Origin of the sequence: Puerhibacterium puerhi (assembly GCF_009846865.1) — a bacterium.
Lineage (GTDB): Bacteria > Actinomycetota > Actinomycetes > Actinomycetales > Cellulomonadaceae > Puerhibacterium > Puerhibacterium puerhi.
This window is the reverse complement of sequence record NZ_WUWN01000036.1, coordinates 1-20031: the sequence shown is the minus strand read 5'-3', so window position 1 is coordinate 20031 and position 20031 is coordinate 1. Positions and strand designations below refer to the sequence as shown.

General features: G+C 73.3%; 16 protein-coding genes and 1 pseudogene. 8 read left to right on the top strand and 9 right to left on the bottom strand.

Annotated elements, in window-relative coordinates; genetic code table 11:
- Positions 1-7 precede the first annotated feature (7 nt).
- The 4 genes from recF to dnaA form a co-directional block, all read right to left on the bottom strand.
- Positions 8-1270, bottom strand: coding sequence for a DNA replication/repair protein RecF (gene recF, locus GSF02_RS14880; protein ID WP_159797879.1), 1263 nt, complete (start codon positions 1268-1270; stop codon positions 8-10).
- Positions 1271-1458: 188 nt separating this feature from the next.
- Positions 1459-2355, bottom strand: coding sequence for a phosphogluconate dehydrogenase (NAD(+)-dependent, decarboxylating) (gnd, locus tag GSF02_RS14875; protein ID WP_159797877.1), 897 nt, complete (start codon positions 2353-2355; stop codon positions 1459-1461).
- A 108-nt stretch (positions 2356-2463) separates the two neighbouring features.
- Positions 2464-3597 (bottom strand): DNA polymerase III subunit beta, encoded by a 1134-nt coding sequence (dnaN, locus tag GSF02_RS14870; RefSeq protein WP_159797875.1) that lies wholly within the window; start codon positions 3595-3597, stop codon positions 2464-2466.
- A 993-nt stretch (positions 3598-4590) separates the two neighbouring features.
- Entirely contained in the window at positions 4591-6003 is a 1413-nt protein-coding gene (gene dnaA, locus GSF02_RS14865; protein WP_159797873.1) for a chromosomal replication initiator protein DnaA, read from the bottom strand.
- Positions 6004-6475: 472 nt separating this feature from the next.
- Here dnaA and rpmH point away from each other — a divergent pair, with 472 nt between their 5' ends.
- From rpmH to GSF02_RS14825, 8 genes are all read left to right on the top strand, one after another.
- Positions 6476-6613 (top strand): 50S ribosomal protein L34, encoded by a 138-nt coding sequence (gene rpmH / locus GSF02_RS14860; protein ID WP_010849920.1) that lies wholly within the window; start codon positions 6476-6478, stop codon positions 6611-6613.
- 3 nt (positions 6614-6616) lie between these two features.
- Entirely contained in the window at positions 6617-6997 is a 381-nt protein-coding gene (rnpA, locus tag GSF02_RS14855; RefSeq protein ID WP_159797871.1) for a ribonuclease P protein component, read from the top strand.
- Between the two features lie 65 nt (positions 6998-7062).
- The gene (gene yidD, locus GSF02_RS14850) at positions 7063-7386 is read left to right on the top strand and encodes a membrane protein insertion efficiency factor YidD (RefSeq protein ID WP_408003904.1); all 324 of its coding nucleotides are present in this window, start codon (positions 7063-7065) and stop codon (positions 7384-7386) included.
- Between the two features lie 55 nt (positions 7387-7441).
- Complete coding sequence (gene yidC, locus GSF02_RS14845; RefSeq protein WP_159797869.1) at positions 7442-8389, top strand: membrane protein insertase YidC; 948 nt, start codon at positions 7442-7444, stop codon at positions 8387-8389.
- A 4-nt stretch (positions 8390-8393) separates the two neighbouring features.
- On the top strand, positions 8394-8945 hold the full coding sequence (locus GSF02_RS14840) for a Jag family protein (RefSeq protein ID WP_159797867.1): 552 nt from the start codon (positions 8394-8396) through the stop codon (positions 8943-8945).
- A gap of 213 nt (positions 8946-9158) precedes the next feature.
- Positions 9159-9839: a 16S rRNA (guanine(527)-N(7))-methyltransferase RsmG gene (gene rsmG, locus GSF02_RS14835; RefSeq protein WP_408003902.1), complete on the top strand. Its 681-nt coding sequence runs from the start codon at positions 9159-9161 to the stop codon at positions 9837-9839.
- Between the two features lie 1379 nt (positions 9840-11218).
- Positions 11219-12145 carry a ParA family protein gene (locus GSF02_RS14830; RefSeq protein WP_159797888.1) on the top strand — a complete coding sequence of 309 codons (927 nt, stop codon included), beginning with the start codon at positions 11219-11221 and terminating at the stop codon, positions 12143-12145.
- 118 nt (positions 12146-12263) lie between these two features.
- A complete protein-coding gene (locus tag GSF02_RS14825; RefSeq protein WP_159797863.1) occupies positions 12264-13598 on the top strand; it encodes a ParB/RepB/Spo0J family partition protein in 1335 nt (444 codons plus the stop codon).
- 1007 nt (positions 13599-14605) lie between these two features.
- Here the strand turns inward: GSF02_RS14825 and GSF02_RS14820 are convergent.
- The 5 genes and pseudogenes from GSF02_RS14820 to GSF02_RS14800 form a co-directional block, all read right to left on the bottom strand.
- The gene (locus GSF02_RS14820; RefSeq protein WP_159797861.1) at positions 14606-15616 is read right to left on the bottom strand and encodes a D-alanine--D-alanine ligase family protein; all 1011 of its coding nucleotides are present in this window, start codon (positions 15614-15616) and stop codon (positions 14606-14608) included.
- A gap of 168 nt (positions 15617-15784) precedes the next feature.
- The gene (locus GSF02_RS14815; protein ID WP_408003903.1) at positions 15785-17107 is read right to left on the bottom strand and encodes an aminotransferase-like domain-containing protein; all 1323 of its coding nucleotides are present in this window, start codon (positions 17105-17107) and stop codon (positions 15785-15787) included.
- Positions 17108-17904: 797 nt separating this feature from the next.
- The gene (gene trxA, locus GSF02_RS14810) at positions 17905-18276 is read right to left on the bottom strand and encodes a thioredoxin (protein WP_159797859.1); all 372 of its coding nucleotides are present in this window, start codon (positions 18274-18276) and stop codon (positions 17905-17907) included.
- A 31-nt stretch (positions 18277-18307) separates the two neighbouring features.
- On the bottom strand, positions 18308-19342 hold the full coding sequence (gene trxB / locus GSF02_RS14805) for a thioredoxin-disulfide reductase (protein WP_159797857.1): 1035 nt from the start codon (positions 19340-19342) through the stop codon (positions 18308-18310).
- A 143-nt stretch (positions 19343-19485) separates the two neighbouring features.
- Positions 19486-20031: pseudogene (locus GSF02_RS14800) on the bottom strand (hypothetical protein); the annotation flags it as partial.

Genomic DNA, 20031 nt, shown 5'->3' with positions numbered 1-20031 from the left:
GCCCGGCTCAGGCCGCACGGCGCACCTGCCCCGTCGTGACGTCGAAGCGTGCCGCCAGGAGCCCCGGGGGCACGTCGCCGGGCACCGCCGCGGTGACGAGCACCTGCCGGGCGGGTGCCACGAGCTCCGCGAGCCGCTCGCGGCGCCGGACGTCGAGCTCGGCGAACACGTCGTCCAGGACGAGCACCGGGTCCGCGTCGGTGCCCAGGTCGGGGTCCCAGAACGTGCCGCCGGCGGGCAGCGCCGGCGGCGTCGCGGCCCCGGCGGCGTCCCCGGCGTCGGCCCCGCCCCCGAGCAGGCGGTAGGAGGCGAGCCGCAGCGCCAGCGCGAACGACCACGACTCGCCGTGGCTGGCGTACCCCTTGGCGGGCAGGCCGCCCAGCGTGAGGACCAGGTCGTCGCGGTGGGGCCCGACGAGCGTCACGCCCCGCTCCACCTCCTGGCTGCGCGCGGCGGCCATGGCGGCCAGCAGCGCCTGCTCGAGCTCGGCGGCCGACGGCGGCGCGGCCCCCGGGTCGTCCGGCAGGAGCGCGCGGCCGTCCCCGCCGTCGTCGTCGCCGGCCCCCGCCGCGCTCGCGCGGTAGCCGAGCTCGGCGGCGCCGTCGGCGTCGCTGACCTGCTCGTACGCCCCGGCCACGAGCGGCCGCAGCGCCTGCAGCAGCTGCAGGCGCATCGCGAGGATCTGCGCCCCGAGCTGCGCGGCCTTGGCGTCCCAGATCTCCAGCGTGGTGAGGTCGGCCGAGCGGCCCGCGGCGCGCAGGCCCCGCAGCGACTTCAGCAGGGCCGAGCGCTGCCGCACCACACGGTCGTAGTCGCCGAGCAGGCCGGCGGTGCGGGGGAGCAGCTGCACCACGAGCTGGTCGAGGAAGCGCCGGCGACCGTCGGGGTCGCCCTTGACCAGGGCGAGGTCCTCCGGCGCGAACAGCACCGTGCGCAGGATGCCCAGCACGTCGCGGGTGCGCACCGGCTGGCCGCGGTTGATCCGGGCGCGGTTCGCCTTGCCGGGCGTGATCTCCAGCTCGACGGTCGAGGCGCGGTCGCCGCGCACGATGCGGGTGCGCACGAGGGCGCGCGGGGCGCCGGCCCGGATCAGGGGCGCGTCGGTGGCGACCCGGTGGGAGCCGAGCGTCGCGACGTAGCCGATCGCCTCGACCAGGTTGGTCTTGCCCTGCCCGTTGCGGCCCACGAACGCGTTGGGGCCGGGCTCCAGCTCGACGTCGACGGCCGCGTAGGACCGGAAGTCGAGCAGGGACAGGTGCGAGACGTACATGGCTGCTTCGGGCGCTCCTTCCGGCGCGGGCCAGGCTCGTGGGTGCGGGACGGGGTGCTGACCGGCCGGCCGACGGACGGGCCGCGGGCCGGCCCGCGGCCCCTGGTGCGGGTGCGCCCTCCGGCCGGCCCGGGTGGGGCGGCCGGAGGGCGCTGGTCACGACGACGTCGGCCGCGGCCGACGGTGGGTCAGCCCGCGGACTTGACCGCGTGGCCGCCGAACTGCTGGCGCAGGGCGGCCACGGCCTTCATCGCCGGCGACTGCTCCTGGCGCGAGCCGAAGCGCGCGAACAGCGAGGACGAGATGACCGGCAGCGGCACGGCCAGGTTGATGGCCTCCTCGACCGTCCAGCGGCCCTCGCCCGAGTCGGCGACCCAGTCGCTGATCTGCGCGAGCTTCGGGTCCTCCTCGAGGGCGCGGACCATGAGGTCGAGCAGCCAGGAGCGCACCACGGTGCCGCGGGTCCACGCCTTCATCGTGGCGTGCGGGTCGGTGATGAGGCCGTCCTTGGCGGCGAGCAGCTCGTAGCCCTCGGCGTAGGCCTGCATGAGGCCGTACTCGATGCCGTTGTGGACCATCTTGGCGAAGTGGCCGGCGCCGACGGGGCCGGCGTGCACGAAGCCCTCCTCGCGCGGGCCCTCCGGGCGCAGCGCGTCGAAGACCGGCATGAGCGCCTCGATGTCGGAGTCCGAGCCGCCGACCATGAGGCCGTAGCCGTTCTCCAGGCCCCACACGCCGCCGGAGACGCCGACGTCGACGTAGCCGACGCCGTTCGCCGCGAGCTCCTCGGCGCGGGTCTGGTCCTCCACGTAGTGCGAGTTGCCGCCCTCGATGACGATGTCGCCCTCGCTCAGCAGGCCGCCGAGCTCGGAGACGACGGCGCGCGTCGGCTCCCCGGCGGGGACCATCACCCACACGACGCGGCGGTCGGCGGGGAGCGCGGCGACCAGGTCGGCGAGCGTCGCGACGTCGGTCACCTCCGGGCGCGGGTCGTAGCCCGTGACCTCGATGCCTCCCTGGCGCAGACGGGCGCGCATGTTGTTGCCCATCTTGCCGAGACCGACGAGGCCGATGTGGCTGACCATGGTTGCGTAACCTCCTTCGGGCCGGAGCCCGGGCGTGGCGCGCAGCGGTCGCTGCGCGGTGGTGATGACGCTGGCTTCTCGTCGGTGCGGCGCTGGACCGGCGGGACCTCAGCCGGCGAAGCGGATGGGGACCAGCAGGTACCGGTAGGTGTCCGAGTCGTCGCCGTCCAGGGACTCCTGGCCGGTGAACTCGACAGGCTTGTTGGGGTGCGTGAACGACAGCCGCACGAAGTCCGTCCCGAGGGCCGTCAGGCCGTCGAGGAGGAACTGCGGGTTGAACGCCACGGTGATGTCCTCGCCGACCAGCACGGCCTCGAGGGCCTCCGACGCCTGCGCGTCGTCGCCCTGGCCGGCGTCGAGGACCACCTGGCCGTCGGTGAACGACAGGCGGATCGGGGTGTTGCGCTCCGCGACGAGGGCCACGCGGCGGGCGGCGTCGATGAGGGCCTGGGTCGGCACGACGGCGTGGATCGGCTTGGTGTCCGGGAACAGGCGTCGCACCGGCGGGTAGTCGCCGTCCACGAGCTGCGACGTCGTGTGGCGGCCGCCCGCCTCGAAGCCGATGAGGTCGAGGCCGTTGCCGGTGGACAGGCCGACGTTCACCAGCCCGCCGCCGCTGCCGAGCGACTTGGCGACGTCGGTGAGCGTGCGGGCCTTGACGAGCGCGACGGCGGAGAAGCCCGGCGTCGTCGGCGTCCACGTCAGCTCGCGCAGGGCGAGGCGGTAGCGGTCGGTGGCCAGCAGCGTGATGCGCTCGCCCTCGATCTCCATGCGCACGCCCGTGAGCAGGGGGAGCGTCTCGTCGCGGCTGGCGGCGACGCTCACCTGGGCGACGGCGTGCGTGAGCGCGTCGCCGCCGACGGTGCCGGTGAGCTCCGGCATCTGCGGCAGGGTCGGGTAGTCCTCGACGGGCATGGTCAGGAGCGTGAAGCGGGAGGCTCCGCAGGTGACGACGACCTTGGTGCCCTCGAGCGTCACGTCGACGGGCTTGTGCGGCAGCGCGCGGGAGATCTCGGCGAGGAGGCGGCCGGAGACCAGGACCGTGCCGGGCTCGGCGACCTCGGCCGGGATCTCCGAGCGCGCGGAGACCTCGTAGTCGAAGCTCGACAGCCCGATGACACCCGAGGCGTCCGCCTCGATCCGGACGCCCGCGAGCACCGGCGCCGGCGGGCGCGTGGGGAGCGTGCGCGCGGTCCAGGTGACGGCATCGGCCAGGACGTCACGCTCAACCCGGAACTTCATCCCACTCCTCGTGTGTCTGCGACGCCGCACGGCGTCGCGAACTCTGGTCCGACGCAAACCCTACGCGACCGGGACCCGCCCGGGCACGCGCGGTCGGTGGCGGTGCAGGGCGGGGCCCACGGGGACCGGTGCGGCGAGCGGGGTGCGGGACGACCGGGGCGCGCCGTCGACGAGGTCACGGGTGCGGTGCCGTGCTCGCCCTCCGGGCTGCCGGCCCCTCCGGGCTGTGGTTCGGTCGTGGCCACGGGCTGTCGTCCCGGCCGGCGCACGGGACGGGGCCTCGGCCCGATGAAGGCTCGGTGGATTCCTTCCTGAGAGATCTGTCGTCGTTGTCATCGGTGTTGTGGAACATGTGGGAATCGCATGTTTCCGCAGGTCAGAGGCTCTTTCTGCGTGTGGACGCGCTGGGGCCGCGCCTGTGCACGAGCAGGGGAGCCCTGTGGACACCGCTGCTCGTACCCACAGGTGTCCACCGGTACCCCTGCCGCGATCCACAGCATCTCGCGGGGCTGTCCACACCTGTCCACAGGGATGTGCACAGGTGTGTACGGACGACCCGGGCACTCATGACCACTTCTCCACAGACTACGTCCACACCTGTGGGGACGCACGGCTGGCGATGGGCGTCTTCGCAGGTCAGAGCGATCCGCCGGTGTGTACAGATCGGTGGAAACGAGCTGTCCACCGGAATGCCCCGGGTGTGCACGGTGCCTGGGGACAACGTCGGCCGGGACAACGGCAGCGGCCCGGATCCGCAGGATCGCGCGGCTCGACGCCGTCCGCCGCCTGTGCGTGCTGGGGACGATCCTGTGGACAGCGGTGTGGACCGGCGCCCGGTACCGGGCTCCGCGCCGGTGCGCGTGGCTGTGGACGGGCGAGCACCGGCCGCGAGGTCGGGCCTGTCTGGGCTCGGCTCTCGTACGCGGGGCTGAGACGACGCGACGGCGGCCGCGCACGGGCGCGACCGCCGTCGGACGGCGAGGGCGGGACGGCTCAGCGGCTGCCGCGCGTCTGCTGGCGGATGCGGCTGGTCAGCTCCTGCACCTGGTTGTAGGTGGAGCGCCGCTCGGCCATCTGGCCGGCGATCTTCTTGTTCGCGTGCATCACCGTGGTGTGGTCGCGGCCGCCGAACTGCTGGCCGATCTTCGGCAGCGACAGGTCGGTCAGCTCACGGCACAGGTACATCGCGATCTGGCGGGCGGTGACCAGCACGCGCGAGCGCGACGTGCCGCACAGGTCGTCGATCGTCAGGCCGAAGTACGCCGCGGTCTGCGCGATCACCATCGCGGGGGTGACCTCGGTCGTGTCGTCGTCGGTGATGAGGTCGCGCAGCACGATCTCGGCGAGCGGCAGGTCCACCTGCTGGCGGTTGAGGTTCGCGAACGCCGTGACGCGGATCAGCGCACCCTCGAGCTCGCGGATGTTGGTGGAGATGCGCGAGCCGATGTAGCTGAGCACCTCCGCAGGCACGTCGAGGCGCTCGCTCGCCGCCTTCTTGCGCAGGATCGCGATGCGGGTCTCGAGGTCCGGCGGCTGCACGTCGGTGATGAGGCCCCACTCGAAGCGGGAGCGCAGCCGGTCCTCGAACCCGTTGAGCTGCTTCGGCGGGACGTCGGAGGTGATGACGACCTGCTTGTTGGCGTTGTGCAGGGCGTTGAACGTGTGGAAGAACTCCTCCATCGTCTGTTCCTTGCCCTGCAGGAACTGGATGTCGTCGATGAGGAGCACGTCGACGTCGCGGTAGCGGCGCTGGAACGCGCCGGCCTTGCCCTCGCCGATGCTGTTGATGAAGTCGTTCGTGAACTCCTCGGAGTTCACGTAGCGCACCCGCACGTGGGGGTACAGGTTGTGCGCGTAGTGCCCGATGGCGTGCAGCAGGTGCGTCTTGCCGAGGCCCGAGTCGCCGTAGATGAACAGCGGGTTGTAGGCCTTGGCCGGCGCCTCGGCCACCGCGACGGCGGCGGCGTGGGCGAACCGGTTGGACGAGCCGATGACGAACGTCTCGAAGATGTACTTCGGGTTGAGGCGCGTCGGCTCGGCCGCCGGCCGCGGTGCGGGCGCCGGGATCGTCGGGGCGACGTCGGGCTCCGGGTCCTCCTCCGGCTCGACGTAGTCCTGCGCGGGACCGGTGAGGTTGTCGCTGCTCAGCTCGGGGTCGACGGTGATCCCGAAGCGCATCTCCCGGCCGAGCACCGAGGACATCGCGGAGATGAGCTGGTCGCGCACGCTCGTCTCCAGGTACGTGCGCGTCTGCTCGTGGGGGACGGCGATGAACGCGGTGCCGTCGACGATGGCCATCGGCTTGGCGAGGCGGACGAACGCGAGCTGCCGGGGCGTGATGTCGGAGCGCTGCTCGAGCGTCTCGACGACCTGTGCCCAGACCCTGGTGATGTCCTCGTCCGGCACGGCTGGCGCTCCTTGATCCTGGTCGACGTATCGGTGGCCCTCGCGCGCACCGGAGGGCGTGTTCAGAGCACAGGGAGTCTGTCACGCCGCGGCGTCGTCCACATAGTTCTCCACACCCTGTGGAGCCAGGGATGCCCGCGCTGCGGGAGCGCGGCGTCCTCGACCGAGGGCGGGGGAGCACGCACGACACGCCGGTCACGGGACCGGCACGGCGGGTGGGGGCGTGCCATCGTAGGCAGACTGTGCTGGGTTTGACCCAAGCCCGCCGGATCGCGTAACGTCGGACAGCCGTTCCAGGTACTTTCGCGCGCCCACAGACGAGATCCCTCAGTCGAGAATCGTCCAGGCCGCAGGCCTGGTCACGGTAGGCCGGACACCGCGGGCTCCCCGCCCGCGACCCGTCCTGCAACAGGACCTGCACCGTCGACGTTCGTCGGCGCGGCAACGCCCCCGACGTTTCTTGGAGCACCTCGTGAGCAAGCGGACCTTCCAGCCGAACAACCGCCGTCGCGCGAAGACCCACGGCTTCCGGCTGCGCATGCGCACCCGCGCCGGCCGCGCCATCCTGGCCGCCCGCCGCCGCAAGGGTCGCGCCGAGCTCTCTGCCTGACGCGTGCTGCCTGCGGCGCACCGTCTCCGTCGTCCTGTCGACTTCGGACGGACGGTGCGCCGTGGCGCGCGTGCCGGGCGCACGACCGTGGTGGTCCACCTCCTCGTCGACGACGAGGGGGTCGAGACCCCGCAGGTCGGTTTCGTCGTATCCAAGGCCGTGGGGAATGCCGTGCAGCGCAACCTGGTGAAGCGCCGGCTGCGAGCGGTCGTCCGCTCGCTCCTGACCGACTCCCCCGACGGCCTGCCCCCGCGCGCCCGCGCCGTCGTGCGGGCGCTGCCGGCGTCGTCGACGGCGACGTACGCCCAGCTGTCCCAGGACGTGAGCGGCGCGCTCGCCAAGGCGACCCGCCGCGCCGTGCCCGCCGAGCCGAGGCCGGCGTGAGCGCCGCGTCCGCGGAGGCCCGCGCCCGTCGGGGCGCTCCTCGCTCGATCCCGCGCCCCGTGCGGGTGTCGCGACAGGCGCTGCACGACCTGCCCGCCACCGTGCTGGTCGGCATGATCCGCGTCTACCAGGTCGTCATCTCGCCCATGACGGGGCCGACCTGCAAGTACTACCCGTCCTGCTCCCACTACGCCGTGACGGCGATCCGCACCCACGGTGCGCTGCGGGGGACAGGGCTGGCGCTGTGGCGCATCCTCCGATGCAACCCGTGGAGCCTCGGCGGCGTCGACGACGTGCCGCCCGCCAGGCCGCGCAAGGACCGCTCGTCGGAGCGGGTCGCGGCCGGCCACGACGCACCGGACGCGCAGGACCACGCGCACCAGCACTGATCTTCGCCCGGACCCCGGGCACCTCGCAGACTTTCACAGCTAGGAGAACAACCGCATGGACGGCGGGATCTTCGCACTGCTCTACCCCATCGAGTGGGTGGTGGCCTGGATCATGACCGGGTCCCACGCGCTCTTCACCGCGCTCGGGCTCCCCGAGGGCCCGGGCATCGCCTGGGTCCTGTCGATCGTGGCCCTCGTGATCGTGATCCGCATCGTGCTGATCCCGCTCTTCTTCAAGCAGATCCGTGCCTCGCGCGGCATGCAGATGATGCAGCCGGAGATGCAGGCGATCCAGAAGAAGTACAAGGGCAAGACGGACCCGGCGTCCCGCGAGGCGATGACCCGCGAGACGATGGAGCTCTACAAGAAGCACGGCACGAACCCGTTCGCGTCCTGCCTGCCGATCCTGCTGCAGTCGCCGATCTTCTTCGCCCTGTTCCGGGTGCTCAACAACCTCAAGTCGATCTCCGAGGGCAACCACGACGCCATCGGCCCGATCAACCAGCACGTCGCCGCCGACATCGAGAGCTCGACCCTGTTCGGTGCGCAGCTCTCCGACGTCTTCATGACGACCGACTCGCTGACGTCGCGCATCGTCGTCGTCGTCCTCATCCTCGCGATGTGCGCCACCACGTTCTTCACGCAGCGCCAGCTCACCATGAAGAACATGCCGAAGGCGGCCCTCGAGGGCCCCATGGCCAGCACGCAGAAGATGATGCTCTACCTGCTGCCGCTGGTCTTCGCGATCTCGGGCGTGAACTTCCCGGTGGGTGTGCTCATCTACTGGACCGTGACGAACCTCTGGTCGATGGGCCAGCAGTTCTACACCATCAAGCGCATGCCGGCACCGGGCTCGGAGGCGGAGCGCCTGCTCAACGAGAAGCGCGCCCGCAAGGCGGCGGCCAAGGGCCTCGTGATCGACGCTCCGGAGGCGACCGAGGTCGTCGAGCCGCGCGGCCAGCGCGTGCAGCCGCAGCGCAAGAACCGCAGGAAGAAGGGTTGAGCCGATGAGCACCCACACCCCTGAGGGCGTCGACCAGAGCGTCGACGAGGGCGTCGACCAGGGTGTCGACCAGGTCGACCGCACCGCGCAGCTCGAGGAAGAGGGCGAGATCGCGGCCGACTACCTCGAGGAGCTCCTCGACATCGCGGACCTGGACGGCGACATCGACATCGACGTCCAGCACGGCCGCGCGGCTGTGGAGATCGTGGCCGACGAGCCAGGGACCCTCGAGCACCTGGTGGGCGCCGACGGCGAGGTGCTCGACGCGCTGCAGGACCTCACGCGCCTGGCCGTCCAGGCCCGCACGGGGGAGCGCAGCCGGCTCATGCTCGACGTCGCCGGATACCGGGCGCGGCGCCGCGCGGAGCTCACGACGCTCGCCGAGGAAGCGGTCGCGACCGTCCGGTCGACCGGCGCCGAGGTGGAGCTCGAGCCGCTCAACGCCTTCGAGCGCAAGGTGGTCCACGACGTCGTCGCCGCCGCGGGGCTGGTGAGCGACTCGCGCGGCGAGGAGCCGCAGCGCTACGTCGTGGTGCAGCCCGCGCCGAAGGCGTGAGCGGCTCGCCGAGCCGACGGCGGTCGCGCCGGCGGGGCTGACGGTGCCGGCAGTCGGCTGTGACGGAACGCGGCCCGTGACCTCGGCGAGGTCGCGGGCCGCGGTGCGCGGCGCTCCGACCCTCGGTGCTCCGCATCGCGGGCCGTGGGAGAGTGCCTGCGGGCGTGCGGCCTCGGGTCGCTCGCGTGGATGAGGACGACCGGAGGAGTGAAGGTGACGCAGGAGCCGGCCCAGGAGGGTCACGAGGCGCCGGGGACGGGCGCGCGCGACGCGGAGCTCGGGGCCAGCGCGGCCGTGCGCGCATACCTCGGCGCGGCGTACGACAAGGTCGCCGGCTTCGCTGACCTCCTTCGCGAGCAGGGCGAGCTCCGCGGCCTGATCGGCCCCCGCGAGGTCGACCGGCTCTGGGAGCGGCACATCCTCAACTCCGCCGCCGTGGTGCCCTTCCTGCCGCAGCAGGGCCTCGTGGCCGACGTCGGGTCCGGTGCCGGGCTGCCGGGCGTGGTCGTCGCCATGATGCTGCCGTCGGTCGAGGTCTACCTCGTCGAGCCGATGGAGCGCCGTACGACGTGGCTGCAGGAGGTCGTCGACCGGTTCGAGCTGGCGAACGTGCAGGTCAAGCGCGGCCGGGCCGAGGAGTACCACGACGCGTTCGAGGCGGACGCGGTGACGTCTCGCGCCGTGGCCAACCTGGCCAAGCTGGCCCGCATGAGCATGCCGCTGGTGCGCCGCGGAGGCGAGATGGTCGTCCTCAAGGGGCGCAACGTGGCCCAGGAGGTCCCGGCCGCGCGCAAGGTGCTCCGCGGGTTCAAGGCTGGCGAGCCGGAGATCCTCGAGGGGACCACGGTGGAGCGCGTGGAGTCGACGACGATCCTGCGGGTGCGCCGGGGCTGAAGGTCGCTCCTCGCCGAGGCTCGCCACAGTCGGCGCTTGGCACAGTCGGCCGGGGTCGGGCGCGGAGACGTCCGCGGAGGCCGTGCGCCCCGCGGCGTATGCGCCCTGCCGTAGGGCGGCGCGCTGCCGTAGGGCAGCGCGCTGTTGGGGCTGCGCTGTTGGGGCCGCGCTGTTGGGGCCGTGCGGTTGGGGCCGTGCGGTTGGGGCCGTGCGGTTGGGGCCGCGCTGCCGGGGCTGTTCCACGTGAAACGCGCGGCGCCGCTCGGGTCGGGGTCGCCTCGGGGTCAGGCTTCGCCGCGCCCCCCGCGTCGCTCGGGCGCCCAGGACTTCCCAGATGCACGAGGACACCGGGAGAGCTCGACCGGGGCGGTGCGATCCAGCCGCTCCGTAGGGCGCTGCCGAGGCCGAGCGGGGGCCGCGTGCCTCGCTCTGGGCCTCGATTCGTCCGGTGCGACGGTCGTCTGTCACCGCGGGCGGACGTCGGTCGCCACGGCATTCTGGCCGCGCGGTTCCACGTGAAACGCTGCCGATCGCCACGCCGTGTGCGCTAGCCGTGGTGACCGAGGAGACGCATCTCGTCCGGAGGGTAGGTGGCGGGCTCGCGTCGACGGCGGGGCGGGCGGCGGCCGGGCGGCCCGCGCTGCGACCCGGGTGCGCTCGCTCCGGGCGGCGCCCCTTCCGACGGTGACCCGGTGCTGGGCTCCGCGCCGCGAGCCGGCGGCTGGCGGGGACTCGATCGCCGATCGCCCGGTCCGGCGCCGGCGGCGCGCCCCGCGGTCGCCGTCGGCGGTCAGCGCCGCGGGCTCACATCAGGGTGGGCACGCCGTTCCACGTGAAACCGCGTCCGCCGGCCGACGCGCCACAGGCAGCACGCGCGGAGCGGCCGGGCAGCACGCGCGCCTGGCCCCGGGGCGGCCGCAGGCGCTACGCCGACCCCGCTCCGTCGCGGCGCTGGCCCATTCCCGTCGCCTGCTCGCAGTCGCGCCGGAGAGGACGAGCACCGGAACCGTGGCCGCTCGACCCGACGGCGAAGGGGGCCAGCGCCGTCCCTACGGCGCCGGCAGGCGTGCCGGCCGCCTCCTCAACGCCGCGGCGTGACGCTGGCAACCTGTGGACGACCGGTGTGGTCGTCACTTGCCTGCCGCAGCACACCGTAGGCTGTGCGGGGTGGTCGCGGCAGACCGCGAGGCCGGCCCGCTGACGTGGGCCGACGCGCCGCCCGACCGCGACGGACGCAGGGCGAGGAGAGGGTCGTGAGCATGGGAACGGACGAGCGCAGGTGGCCGTGGGACCGTGTGACCGCGCCGCCCGCTGAGCCGACGCCCGTGCGGGGCGAGGTGACCCTCACCGACGCGGGCGATGACGAGCGCGTCGCCCTGATGGAGAGCCTTCCCCAGGTCGACGACGACACTCCGCTCGCGGCACAGCTGGCGATCGACGCGCGACGCCGGATCGACCTGCACGGCCGCCGCTTCCCGCGCCCTGCCACAACCCGGGTGATCACCGTGGCGAACCAGAAGGGTGGCGTGGGGAAGACCACGACGACGGTGAACCTGGCCGCGGGCCTCGCCCAGGCCGGCCTCAACGTGCTCGTGCTCGACAACGACCCGCAGGGCAACGCCTCCACGGCGCTCGGCTTCGAGCACCGCGCCGGCACGCAGTCGATCTACGAGGTGCTGATCGAGGACGCGCCGATCTCCAGCGCCGTCCAGGCGTGCCCCGACATCCCGCGCCTCTACGGCGTGCCGGCGACGATCGACCTCTCGGGGGCCGAGGTCGAGCTGGTGTCGCTCGTTTCACGTGAAACTCGCCTGCGCCGCGCGCTCGACACGTACCTCGAGGAGCGCGCCGCGAAGGGGGAGGAGCCGATCGACTACGTCTTCGTCGACTGCCCCCCGAGCCTCGGCCTCCTCACGCTGAACGCGTTCGTCGTCGCACGCGAGGTCCTGATCCCGATCCAGTGCGAGTACTACGCGCTCGAGGGGCTCAGCCAGCTGCTCAAGACGATCGACCTCATCAAGGCGCACCTCAATCCCGGGCTCTCGGTGTCCACGATCCTCCTGACGATGTACGACGGCCGGACCAACCTGGCCCAGCAGGTGGCCTCGGAGGTCCGCGAGCACTTCCCGGAGCAGACGCTGCGCACGACGGTCCCGCGGTCGGTGCGCATCTCGGAGGCGCCGAGCCACGGCCAGTCGGTGATGACCTACGACCCGTCCTCGACGGGCGCGCTCGCCTACCTCGAGGCGGCACGTGAGCTCGCCGAGCGTGCCGTGCAGCACGCCGACCAGGCGCGCCGGGCATGATGCGGGGGGAGTCGGGCGCGCGGACGCGCCGGGATGGTTCGGCCTCGGTCACGGGGGACGTGCGGCAGATCGGAAGGGCGACGATGAACACCGTAAAGTGCACCTCGGAGCGTTCGGCATGAGCGCGCCCAAGCGGCGTGGCCTCGGGCGTGGGCTCGGCGCGCTGATCCCCTCCGCGCCGGAGGGGGAGCGGCCGGTCGACGTCTTCTTCCCAGCGGCCGACCGGTCGACGCCCGCGGCCGCGGACGACGACGCCTCGACCGACTCGCCGTCGAGCGTCGGCGGCGGTGGCGGTCGCTCGACGTCGTGGGACGCGGCGATGGCCAGCGGCCGGCTCGCGATCCGGGCGACCGGCAGTCGTCGCGCGCGCAGCGGGGCGTCGCACGACAGCGCGGCCGACGACGCCTCGGTCGGGGTCCTCGACGATGCGCCCGCCGCAGGACCGGAGTCGATCGCCGCCCTCACAGGTCTCGACGGTGACGGGAGCAGCGTCGTGGTCGCGTCCGTCCCGGCGCCCGAGGCCGACGTGCCGGCAGCCGATGCCAGTGCCGAGGACGCAGCGGTGGCGGCCGGTGACGCCCCCACGTCAGACGACGCGGGGGAGGGCGACGACGATCTCGTCCCTGTCCCGGGCGCTACCTACGCCGAGATCCCCGTCGGGGCGATCCGGCCGAACACCCGCCAGCCCCGCACGGTGTTCGACGAGACGGACCTCGAGGAGCTCGTCGCCTCTATCAAGGAGATCGGCGTCCTGCAGCCGATCGTCGTGCGTCCCGACCGCGGCGAGGCCGGCGGCTACGAGCTGATCATGGGCGAGCGGCGGTGGCGGGCGACGCAGGAGGCCGGGCTCGAGACGATCCCGGCGATCGTCCGTGACACCGACGACTCCGACATGCTGCGCGACGCGCTGCTCGAGAACTTGCACCGCGCCCAGCTCAACCCGCTGGAGGAGGCCGCGGCGTACCGACAGCTGCTGGACGACTTCGCCTGCACGCACGAGGAGCTCGCCGCCCGGATTGCGCGCAGCCGTCCGCAGATCTCGAACACGCTGCGGCTGCTCAAGCTGCCGCCGCTGGTGCAGCGTCGTGTCGCCGCCGGGGTGCTCTCGGCCGGCCACGCCCGCGCCCTGCTCGGCCTGACGGACGGCGCCGAGATCGAGCGCCTCGCCCAGCGCATCGTCTCGGAGGGGCTGTCGGTCCGCGCGACGGAGGAGATCGTCGCGCTCATGGCCGCAGGTGGCGCCGAGAAGAAGCGCCGCGCGCCGCGCGCCGGGCAGCGCAGCGAGGCGATCGACGAGCTGGCGACGCGCCTTTCCGACCGGTTCGAGACGCGCGTCAAGGTCCAGGTCGGCAAGGCGAAGGGCCGGCTGACCGTCGAGTTCGCGTCGGTCGAGGACCTCAACCGCATCCTCGCGGTGATGGTCCCGGACGACCCGGGCTTGCTCAAGGGCTGAATCCACCGACCTGAGGGGCGCCGTTCCACGTGGAACGGCGCCCCTCGTGCGTGACCGCTCGACGGGCACCCCGGTGCGTCCCGGGCGCAGCGGGCGCCGTGGGCATCCGTCGCGGCGCGGCGCGAGGCGGCACGTGTCGCAGGGACCACGGGGGAGTGGCCCGGTCGGGCAAACCTGTCGTGACGGGCCCCGGCTTCAGGTCGGCGAGCGTGTCGCGTGGCCGACGAAGAGCCTGCGGTCTCTTGAGCCACGGGAGGGAGTCGCCGTCGCCGTCCGCCTGGGCCCGTGCTGGAGCGCTCCTGACGGGCTGTCGCCGGCGGCGGTGCGGATGCCGACGGGTACTGATGCCGGCGGACGTACTGATGCCGGCGGACGTACTGCGGGGCGGAGCTGAACCGGGGGAGCGCGTTGCCTGCAAGTGCGGGCTGGCGAGGATCGCCGGGGGCGGTCGCTGGCGGCCGGCACGTGTCCGCGCGACGCCGCACCGGCGCAGCCCCCCGCGTCGGCGTTCCACGTGAAACGGGGCACGCTGTCCGACGGTGACACGACCACCGCGGATCGGCACGGACACCACTGCGGACCAGGGGGGAGCGTCGGTCGCCGAGGCCGCGAGAATCCCGAAGCCCCGCGCCCCCGCGCCCCGCGCCCCGCGCCGAGGTCGCCGGCGCACCCGGCACCCCGCGCCCGCCAGGAGGGTGACTCCCAGCGCGACGCGGCGCCGCGATGCGGGCGTGCTAAGACCCGCGCAGGGACCCGAGCAGGGGAACCCGGGAGATCCGCCCCCACCCGCTACCAGGGCAGCTGCCACCCGCTGCCGCGGCCCGCGGGCGCCACGCACGGGAGCCAGTCCGGCGGGACGCAGCCCGCCCCTAGGGGGCGGCGCCCTCCAGCGCCCTCCAGCGCCCTCCAGCGCACCGCCCCCGGTGCGCTGCCCTCGCGTGCCGAGGTCGTCCACCCTGCCGGCGTCGGCGCACCCTGAGTTCGCGGGGCTGCCGCCGGTGGAGTCCCTACCGGGCCGCAGCGACCGCCGTCTCCACGACGCGGCGGTAGAGCGCCGGCAGGTCGTGACCCGCCGCGACCGCCGCCTGGGGGAGGAGGGACGTCTCCGTCATGCCGGGCGCGACGTTGACCTCGAGGACCTGGATCGTGCCGTCCGGAGCCAGGATCATGTCGGTCCGCGACAGGTGCCGCAGGCCCAGCGCTCGGTGGGCCGACACGGCCGCCTCGGCGACGGCCGACGCCTGGGACGCGTCGAGGCGCGCCGGCACGAAGTACTCGACCCGGCCAGGGTTGTAGCGCGCGTCGTAGTCGTACGCGCCGTCGATGACGATCTCGACGGCCGGCAGGGCAGCGGGCCCGTCCGGACCGTCGATCACCGACACACCGAGCTCGACGCCGTCGACGGCCCGCTCGACGAGGGCGCTGCCGCCGTACGCGAAGCACTCGACCATGGCGCGCGGGAAGTCCTCACGACGCTCGACGCGCGTGACGCCGAGGGCGGACCCGCCGCGCGTCGGCTTCACCACGAGCGGCATGCCGAAGCGCTCCACCACGGCGTCGAGCACGGCCTGGGCACCGAGGTCCCGGAACAGCGACTGCGGGAGCGTCAGCCACTCCGGCGTGGCCAGCCCGGCGGCGAGGAGGCGCTCCTTCGCGATCGGCTTGTCCCAGGCGATGCGACTCTCGCGCGGTCCGGTGCCGATGTACGGCACGCCGGCGAGCTCGAGGACGTCACGCAGCGACCCGTCCTCGCCGCCGGCGCCGTGCAGGAGGGGCCACACGATCGTCGGCCGGGTGTCGCGCAGGAACGGCAGGAGGTCCGAGTTGACGTCGTGCACCTGGACCTCGACGCCGGCGCTACGCAGCGCGTCGGCCACGCGCCGCCCGGAGCGCAGCGAGACGTCGCGTTCGTGCGAGAGGCCGCCGGCGAGCACGAGCACCGACAGAGGGCGGTCGCCGCTGCCCGTGGTGGGCGAGGGGGCGGACGGGGCGGTGCTGGCGGGCTGCGGGGCGGTCATGTCATCACCTACGGGGACTCGGGGCGGACGGGCGGCGGGACGGCGCGGGGCTCGGACGGGCGACGGACGACCCGCCGGACGAGGCACTGAGCGCTCGGCCCGGCAGGAGTCGTGGTCGGCCGGCAGCACGCGGCGCCGGGCGCTCAGGCCCGGCGCCGCGCGCCGTGGTCAGGCCAGGTCGGGGGAGGGGTACTCGGCGTCGCGCGGGTCGGCGTCGGGGCGCGGGCTCGTGCCGAAGAGCTGGACGAGCTCGGCCTCGGCGTTGACCACGGTGGCCAGGCGCCGCACGCCCTCGCGGATCCGCTCGGGCGTCGGGTAGCAGAACGACAGGCGCATGTGGTCGGCGCCCTGGCCGTCGTAGAAGAACGCCGTGCCCGGCACGTACGCGACGCGCTCGGTGACGGCGCGCGGCAGCATCGACTTGGCGTCGAGGCCCTCGGGCAGCCGCACCCAGACGTAGAACCCGCCGTCGGGCACGTTCCACGATGCCGAGGGGAGGTGCTCGCCGAGCGCGCCGATCATCGCGTCGCGCCGCTCCCGGTACATCTCCCGGTACGCCTTGATCTGGCCCTTCCAGTCGCACGTCTCGAGGTACGTGGTGATGGCCATCTGCGAGGCGTTCGACGGGGAGAGGATGGCCGACTCGCTGGCCAGCACGAGCTTCTCCCGCACCGCGTGCGGCGCGATGACCCAGCCGACCCGGTAGCCGGGGGCGAAGGTCTTGGAGAACGACCCGAGGTAGACCACGCCCTCGGCGTCGAACGAGCGCATCGCCGGCAGCGGCTCGCTGTCGAAGCCGAGCAGGCCGTACGGGTTGTCCTCGACGACCAGCACCCCGTGGCGCCGGCAGATCTCGAGCACCTGGTGCCGGCGCTCCAGGGAGAGCGTGACGCCCGCGGGGTTGTGGAAGCTCGGGATCGTGTAGAGGAACTTGACCTTGCGGCCCTCGTCGCGCGCGGCCACGAGCGCGCGCTCCAGCTCCTCGGGGACGAGCCCCTCGGCGTCCATCTCCACGTGCCGCACCTCCGCCTGGTAGGAGCGGAAGACGCCGAGCGCGCCGACGTACGAGGGCGCCTCGGCGAGGACGACGTCGCCGGGGTCGACGAAGATGCGCGTCACGAGGTCGAGGCCCTGCTGCGAACCCGTCGTCACGACGACGTCGTCGGGGTGCGCCGCGATGCCCTCCAGCGCGACGACGTCGAGGATCCGTTCGCGGAGCGTCTCGTCGCCCTGCCCCGAGCCGTACTGCAGGGCAGTCGTGCCGCGCGTGGTGATGAGGCGCTGCATCGCCTCGCCGATCACCTCCAGGGGCAGCCCTTCGATGAACGGCATGCCGCCGGCGAGCGAGACGACCTCCGGGCGGTTCGCCACGGAGAACAGCGCGCGGATCTCCGAGGCGCGCATGCCGTGCGCGCGCTCGGCGTAGGCGCCGAACCAGGGGTCGAGGCGCGTCCCGGCGACGCCGTCGGGGCCGGCCGCCGGGGCGGGCACCGAGGGGGCCGGAGCCGAGGCAGCCCCCGCCGCAGCTGCTGCCGCGCCGGCGGCCGTCGTGCTGTGCTGGTGCGGGCGGGGGGTGCTCTGCGTCATGGACGCCTCCGGCTCTCGGATGATCCCGGTGTCGACACCGGGCCTGGCGGGGACGAGGATCCAGCCCTCGTCGGGGTCATAGCTGATGACCCGGTCTGCGGCGCGCAGCTTGCGCTCGACGTGCTCGAGGTTGCGGCGCTCCTCGCCGGTCAGGGGCCTGCCCTGCGCCCGGCGGTGGTAGGCGAGGATGGCGCGCCGGTAGCCGCTGGTGCGGTGCTCGGGCCGCACCTCCCACGGCACGATCCGGCGCGTCGAGTGCTGCGGCGGCACGTCGGTGTGCCGCTGGCGGAAGGTGGAGATCGCCTGCGGGGAGACGACGATGCCCTCGTGCTCGCGCAGGTGCTCGACGATCGCGCGCGGGCCGAGGCCCTCACGCAGCAGCGTGGTCACGAGCTCGGCTGGCAGCTTGCGGGGCATGCGTGGCACCGTACACGAAACAGATCACTCACAACAGCGACACGCGCAGGGCGAGACGGCCGCGTGAGTGTGCTGTGAGTTCGTCAACCGACCGGGCCCACCGGGCACACCGGGCACACCGGGCACGACGAAGGCCGGCACCCCGGCCGGGCGCGCACCGTGGGGTGCGGTCCGGGACGGGATGCCGGCCTCGGCCAGCAGGCCGCGCGCGGCGGTCGGTCGGCGCCGAGCTGGCGCTCGGTCAGCGCTTGGTCAGCGCTCGGTCAGCGGGCGAGCCGCGGAGCTCAGCCCTCGAGGACGGGCTCGATCTCCGCCAGCAGCGCCTTCTTCGGGCGGGCACCGACGATCGACTTCACGAGCTCGCCGCCCTTGTAGACGTTGAGCGTCGGGATCGACACGATGCCGTAGGCCATCGTCGTGGCCTGGTTCGCGTCGGTGTCGAGCTTGGCGACCTTGAGGCGGCCCGCGTACTCCTCGGCGATCTCCTCGAGGATCGGCGCGACCATGCGGCACGGGCCGCACCAGGTGGCCCAGAAGTCCACGATCACGGGGAGGTCGGACTCCAGGACCTCGGCCTTGAAGGTGTCGTCGGTGACGGCGACGGTGCCGGTGGAGGTGCCGGTCGAGGTGCCGGTGGTGGTGGTCTCGTCGGTCATGGGTGTGCTCCTTCGACAGCGGTGAGGGCGGTCAGCCGACCTGCTCGAGAGCGGCAGGCAGACCGTCAGGGTTCGGGACGGCGGGGGTGCCGGCCATGTCCACCTCGCCGGCGGCGTCGGCCAGGGCCGTCAGGTACGCCTGGGCGTCCAGCGCGGCGGAGCAGCCGGAGCCGGCGGCGGTGATCGCCTGGCGGTAGGTGTGGTCGACGGCGTCGCCGCAGGCGAACACGCCGGGCAGGTTGGTGCGGGTGGAGCGGCCCTCGACGAGGATGTAGCCCTCGTCGTCCAGGTCGACCTGGCCCTTGACGAGGTCGGTGCGCGGCTCGTGGCCGATGGCCACGAACAGGCCGGTGACCGGCATCTCGCGCGTGGCACCGGTGACGGTGTCGCGCACGGTCAGCGACTCGACCTTGTTCTCGCCGGTGATGCCGACGACCTCGCTGTTCCAGGCGAACTCGATCTTCGGGTTGGCCAGGGCCCGCTCGGCCATGATCTTCGACGCGCGCAGCGAGTCGCGGCGGTGCAGCACGGTGACCTTCGACGCGAAGCGCGTGAGGAAGGTCGCCTCCTCCATCGCGGAGTCGCCACCGCCGACGACGGCGATGTTCTGCTCGCGGAAGAAGAACCCGTCGCAGGTGGCGCACCACGACACGCCGCGCCCGGACAGGCGCTTCTCGTCCGGCAGGCCCAGCTCGCGGTAGGCGGAGCCGGTCGCCAGGATCACGGCGCGGGCGCGGTAGGTGTCGCCGCCGCCGGTGACGATCGTCTTGACGTCGCCGGTCAGCTCGACCTGCTCGGCGTCGTCCCACACGACCTGCGCGCCGAACTTCTCGGCCTGCTCGCGCATCTTGTCCATGAGGTCGGGACCCATGACGGCCTCGGGGAAGCCGGGGAAGTTCTCCACCTCGGTGGTGTTCATCAGGGCGCCGCCCGCCGTGACCGAGCCCGCCAGGACGACGGGCGCGAGGCCCGCGCGCGCGGCGTACACCGCGGCGGTGTAGCCGGCGGGGCCGGAGCCGACGATCACGACGTCGTGCACGGTGGTCTCGGTGGCCTGGTCAGTCACGTCTTCTCCTTCGTCTCGGCGCCGGACGTGGTCGCGGGGGTCGCGGTCCGGCACCGCCTGCGTCAACACGGGCGGGCCCGCTGATGTTCCGTGGGTCGGCTCACCGCCCGCGCCGCGGACGGCGGCGCGGGGCGGCGAGGCGGTCACTGGACGAGGATCTCGTCCAGCTCGAGGTAGAACTTGCCCTTCGTCGTCGGCAGCTCGGTGACCCACAGGACGAACGAGTCGCCCTCCACCGGCTCGTCGAACGTCAGCTCGGTGGTCTCGCTGAACGACCCGGAGGCCAGGACGGGCCCCTCGGTCGGCTTGTCGGCGCTGGTCTGCCGGACCTCCACGTGACCGCCCTCGCTGTTGGTCGTGAGGACCAGCTTGGTCACCGGGGCCGCGTCGCGGAGGGTGACGGCGTACCCGACGCCGCTCTTGAGGCCGCCGAACTGGGGGCTCGCGTACCACCGGGTGTACCAGAACGTCGACGGGTCGCCGTCGATCGCGAGGTCCACCGCCTCCGGGTGCTCACCCGTCTCGCCGCCCTCCGGGTCGAGCTGCTCGCCCCCGGCGATGATCGGGCGCACCTCCGGAGTCGGCTCGGGTGACGGCTGATCCTCGCCCGGGGAGGCGTCGGCGGACGGTGCGGCGGGCGCGCTGGCCGACGGCTCGTCGGCCAGCGGCGGCTCGAACGGCGCGATCGT

Coding starts and splice junctions, on each gene's coding strand:
- recF (WP_159797879.1), bottom strand. CDS start 1,270: ATGTACGTCTCGCACCTGTCCCTGCTCGACTTCCGGTCCTACGCGGCC.
- gnd (WP_159797877.1), bottom strand. CDS start 2,355: ATGGTCAGCCACATCGGCCTCGTCGGTCTCGGCAAGATGGGCAACAAC.
- dnaN (WP_159797875.1), bottom strand. CDS start 3,597: ATGAAGTTCCGGGTTGAGCGTGACGTCCTGGCCGATGCCGTCACCTGG.
- yidC (WP_159797869.1), top strand. CDS start 7,442: ATGGACGGCGGGATCTTCGCACTGCTCTACCCCATCGAGTGGGTGGTG.
- GSF02_RS14840 (WP_159797867.1), top strand. CDS start 8,394: ATGAGCACCCACACCCCTGAGGGCGTCGACCAGAGCGTCGACGAGGGC.
- GSF02_RS14830 (WP_159797888.1), top strand. CDS start 11,219: ATGGAGAGCCTTCCCCAGGTCGACGACGACACTCCGCTCGCGGCACAG.
- GSF02_RS14825 (WP_159797863.1), top strand. CDS start 12,264: ATGAGCGCGCCCAAGCGGCGTGGCCTCGGGCGTGGGCTCGGCGCGCTG.
- GSF02_RS14820 (WP_159797861.1), bottom strand. CDS start 15,616: ATGACCGCCCCGCAGCCCGCCAGCACCGCCCCGTCCGCCCCCTCGCCC.
- trxA (WP_159797859.1), bottom strand. CDS start 18,276: ATGACCGACGAGACCACCACCACCGGCACCTCGACCGGCACCTCCACC.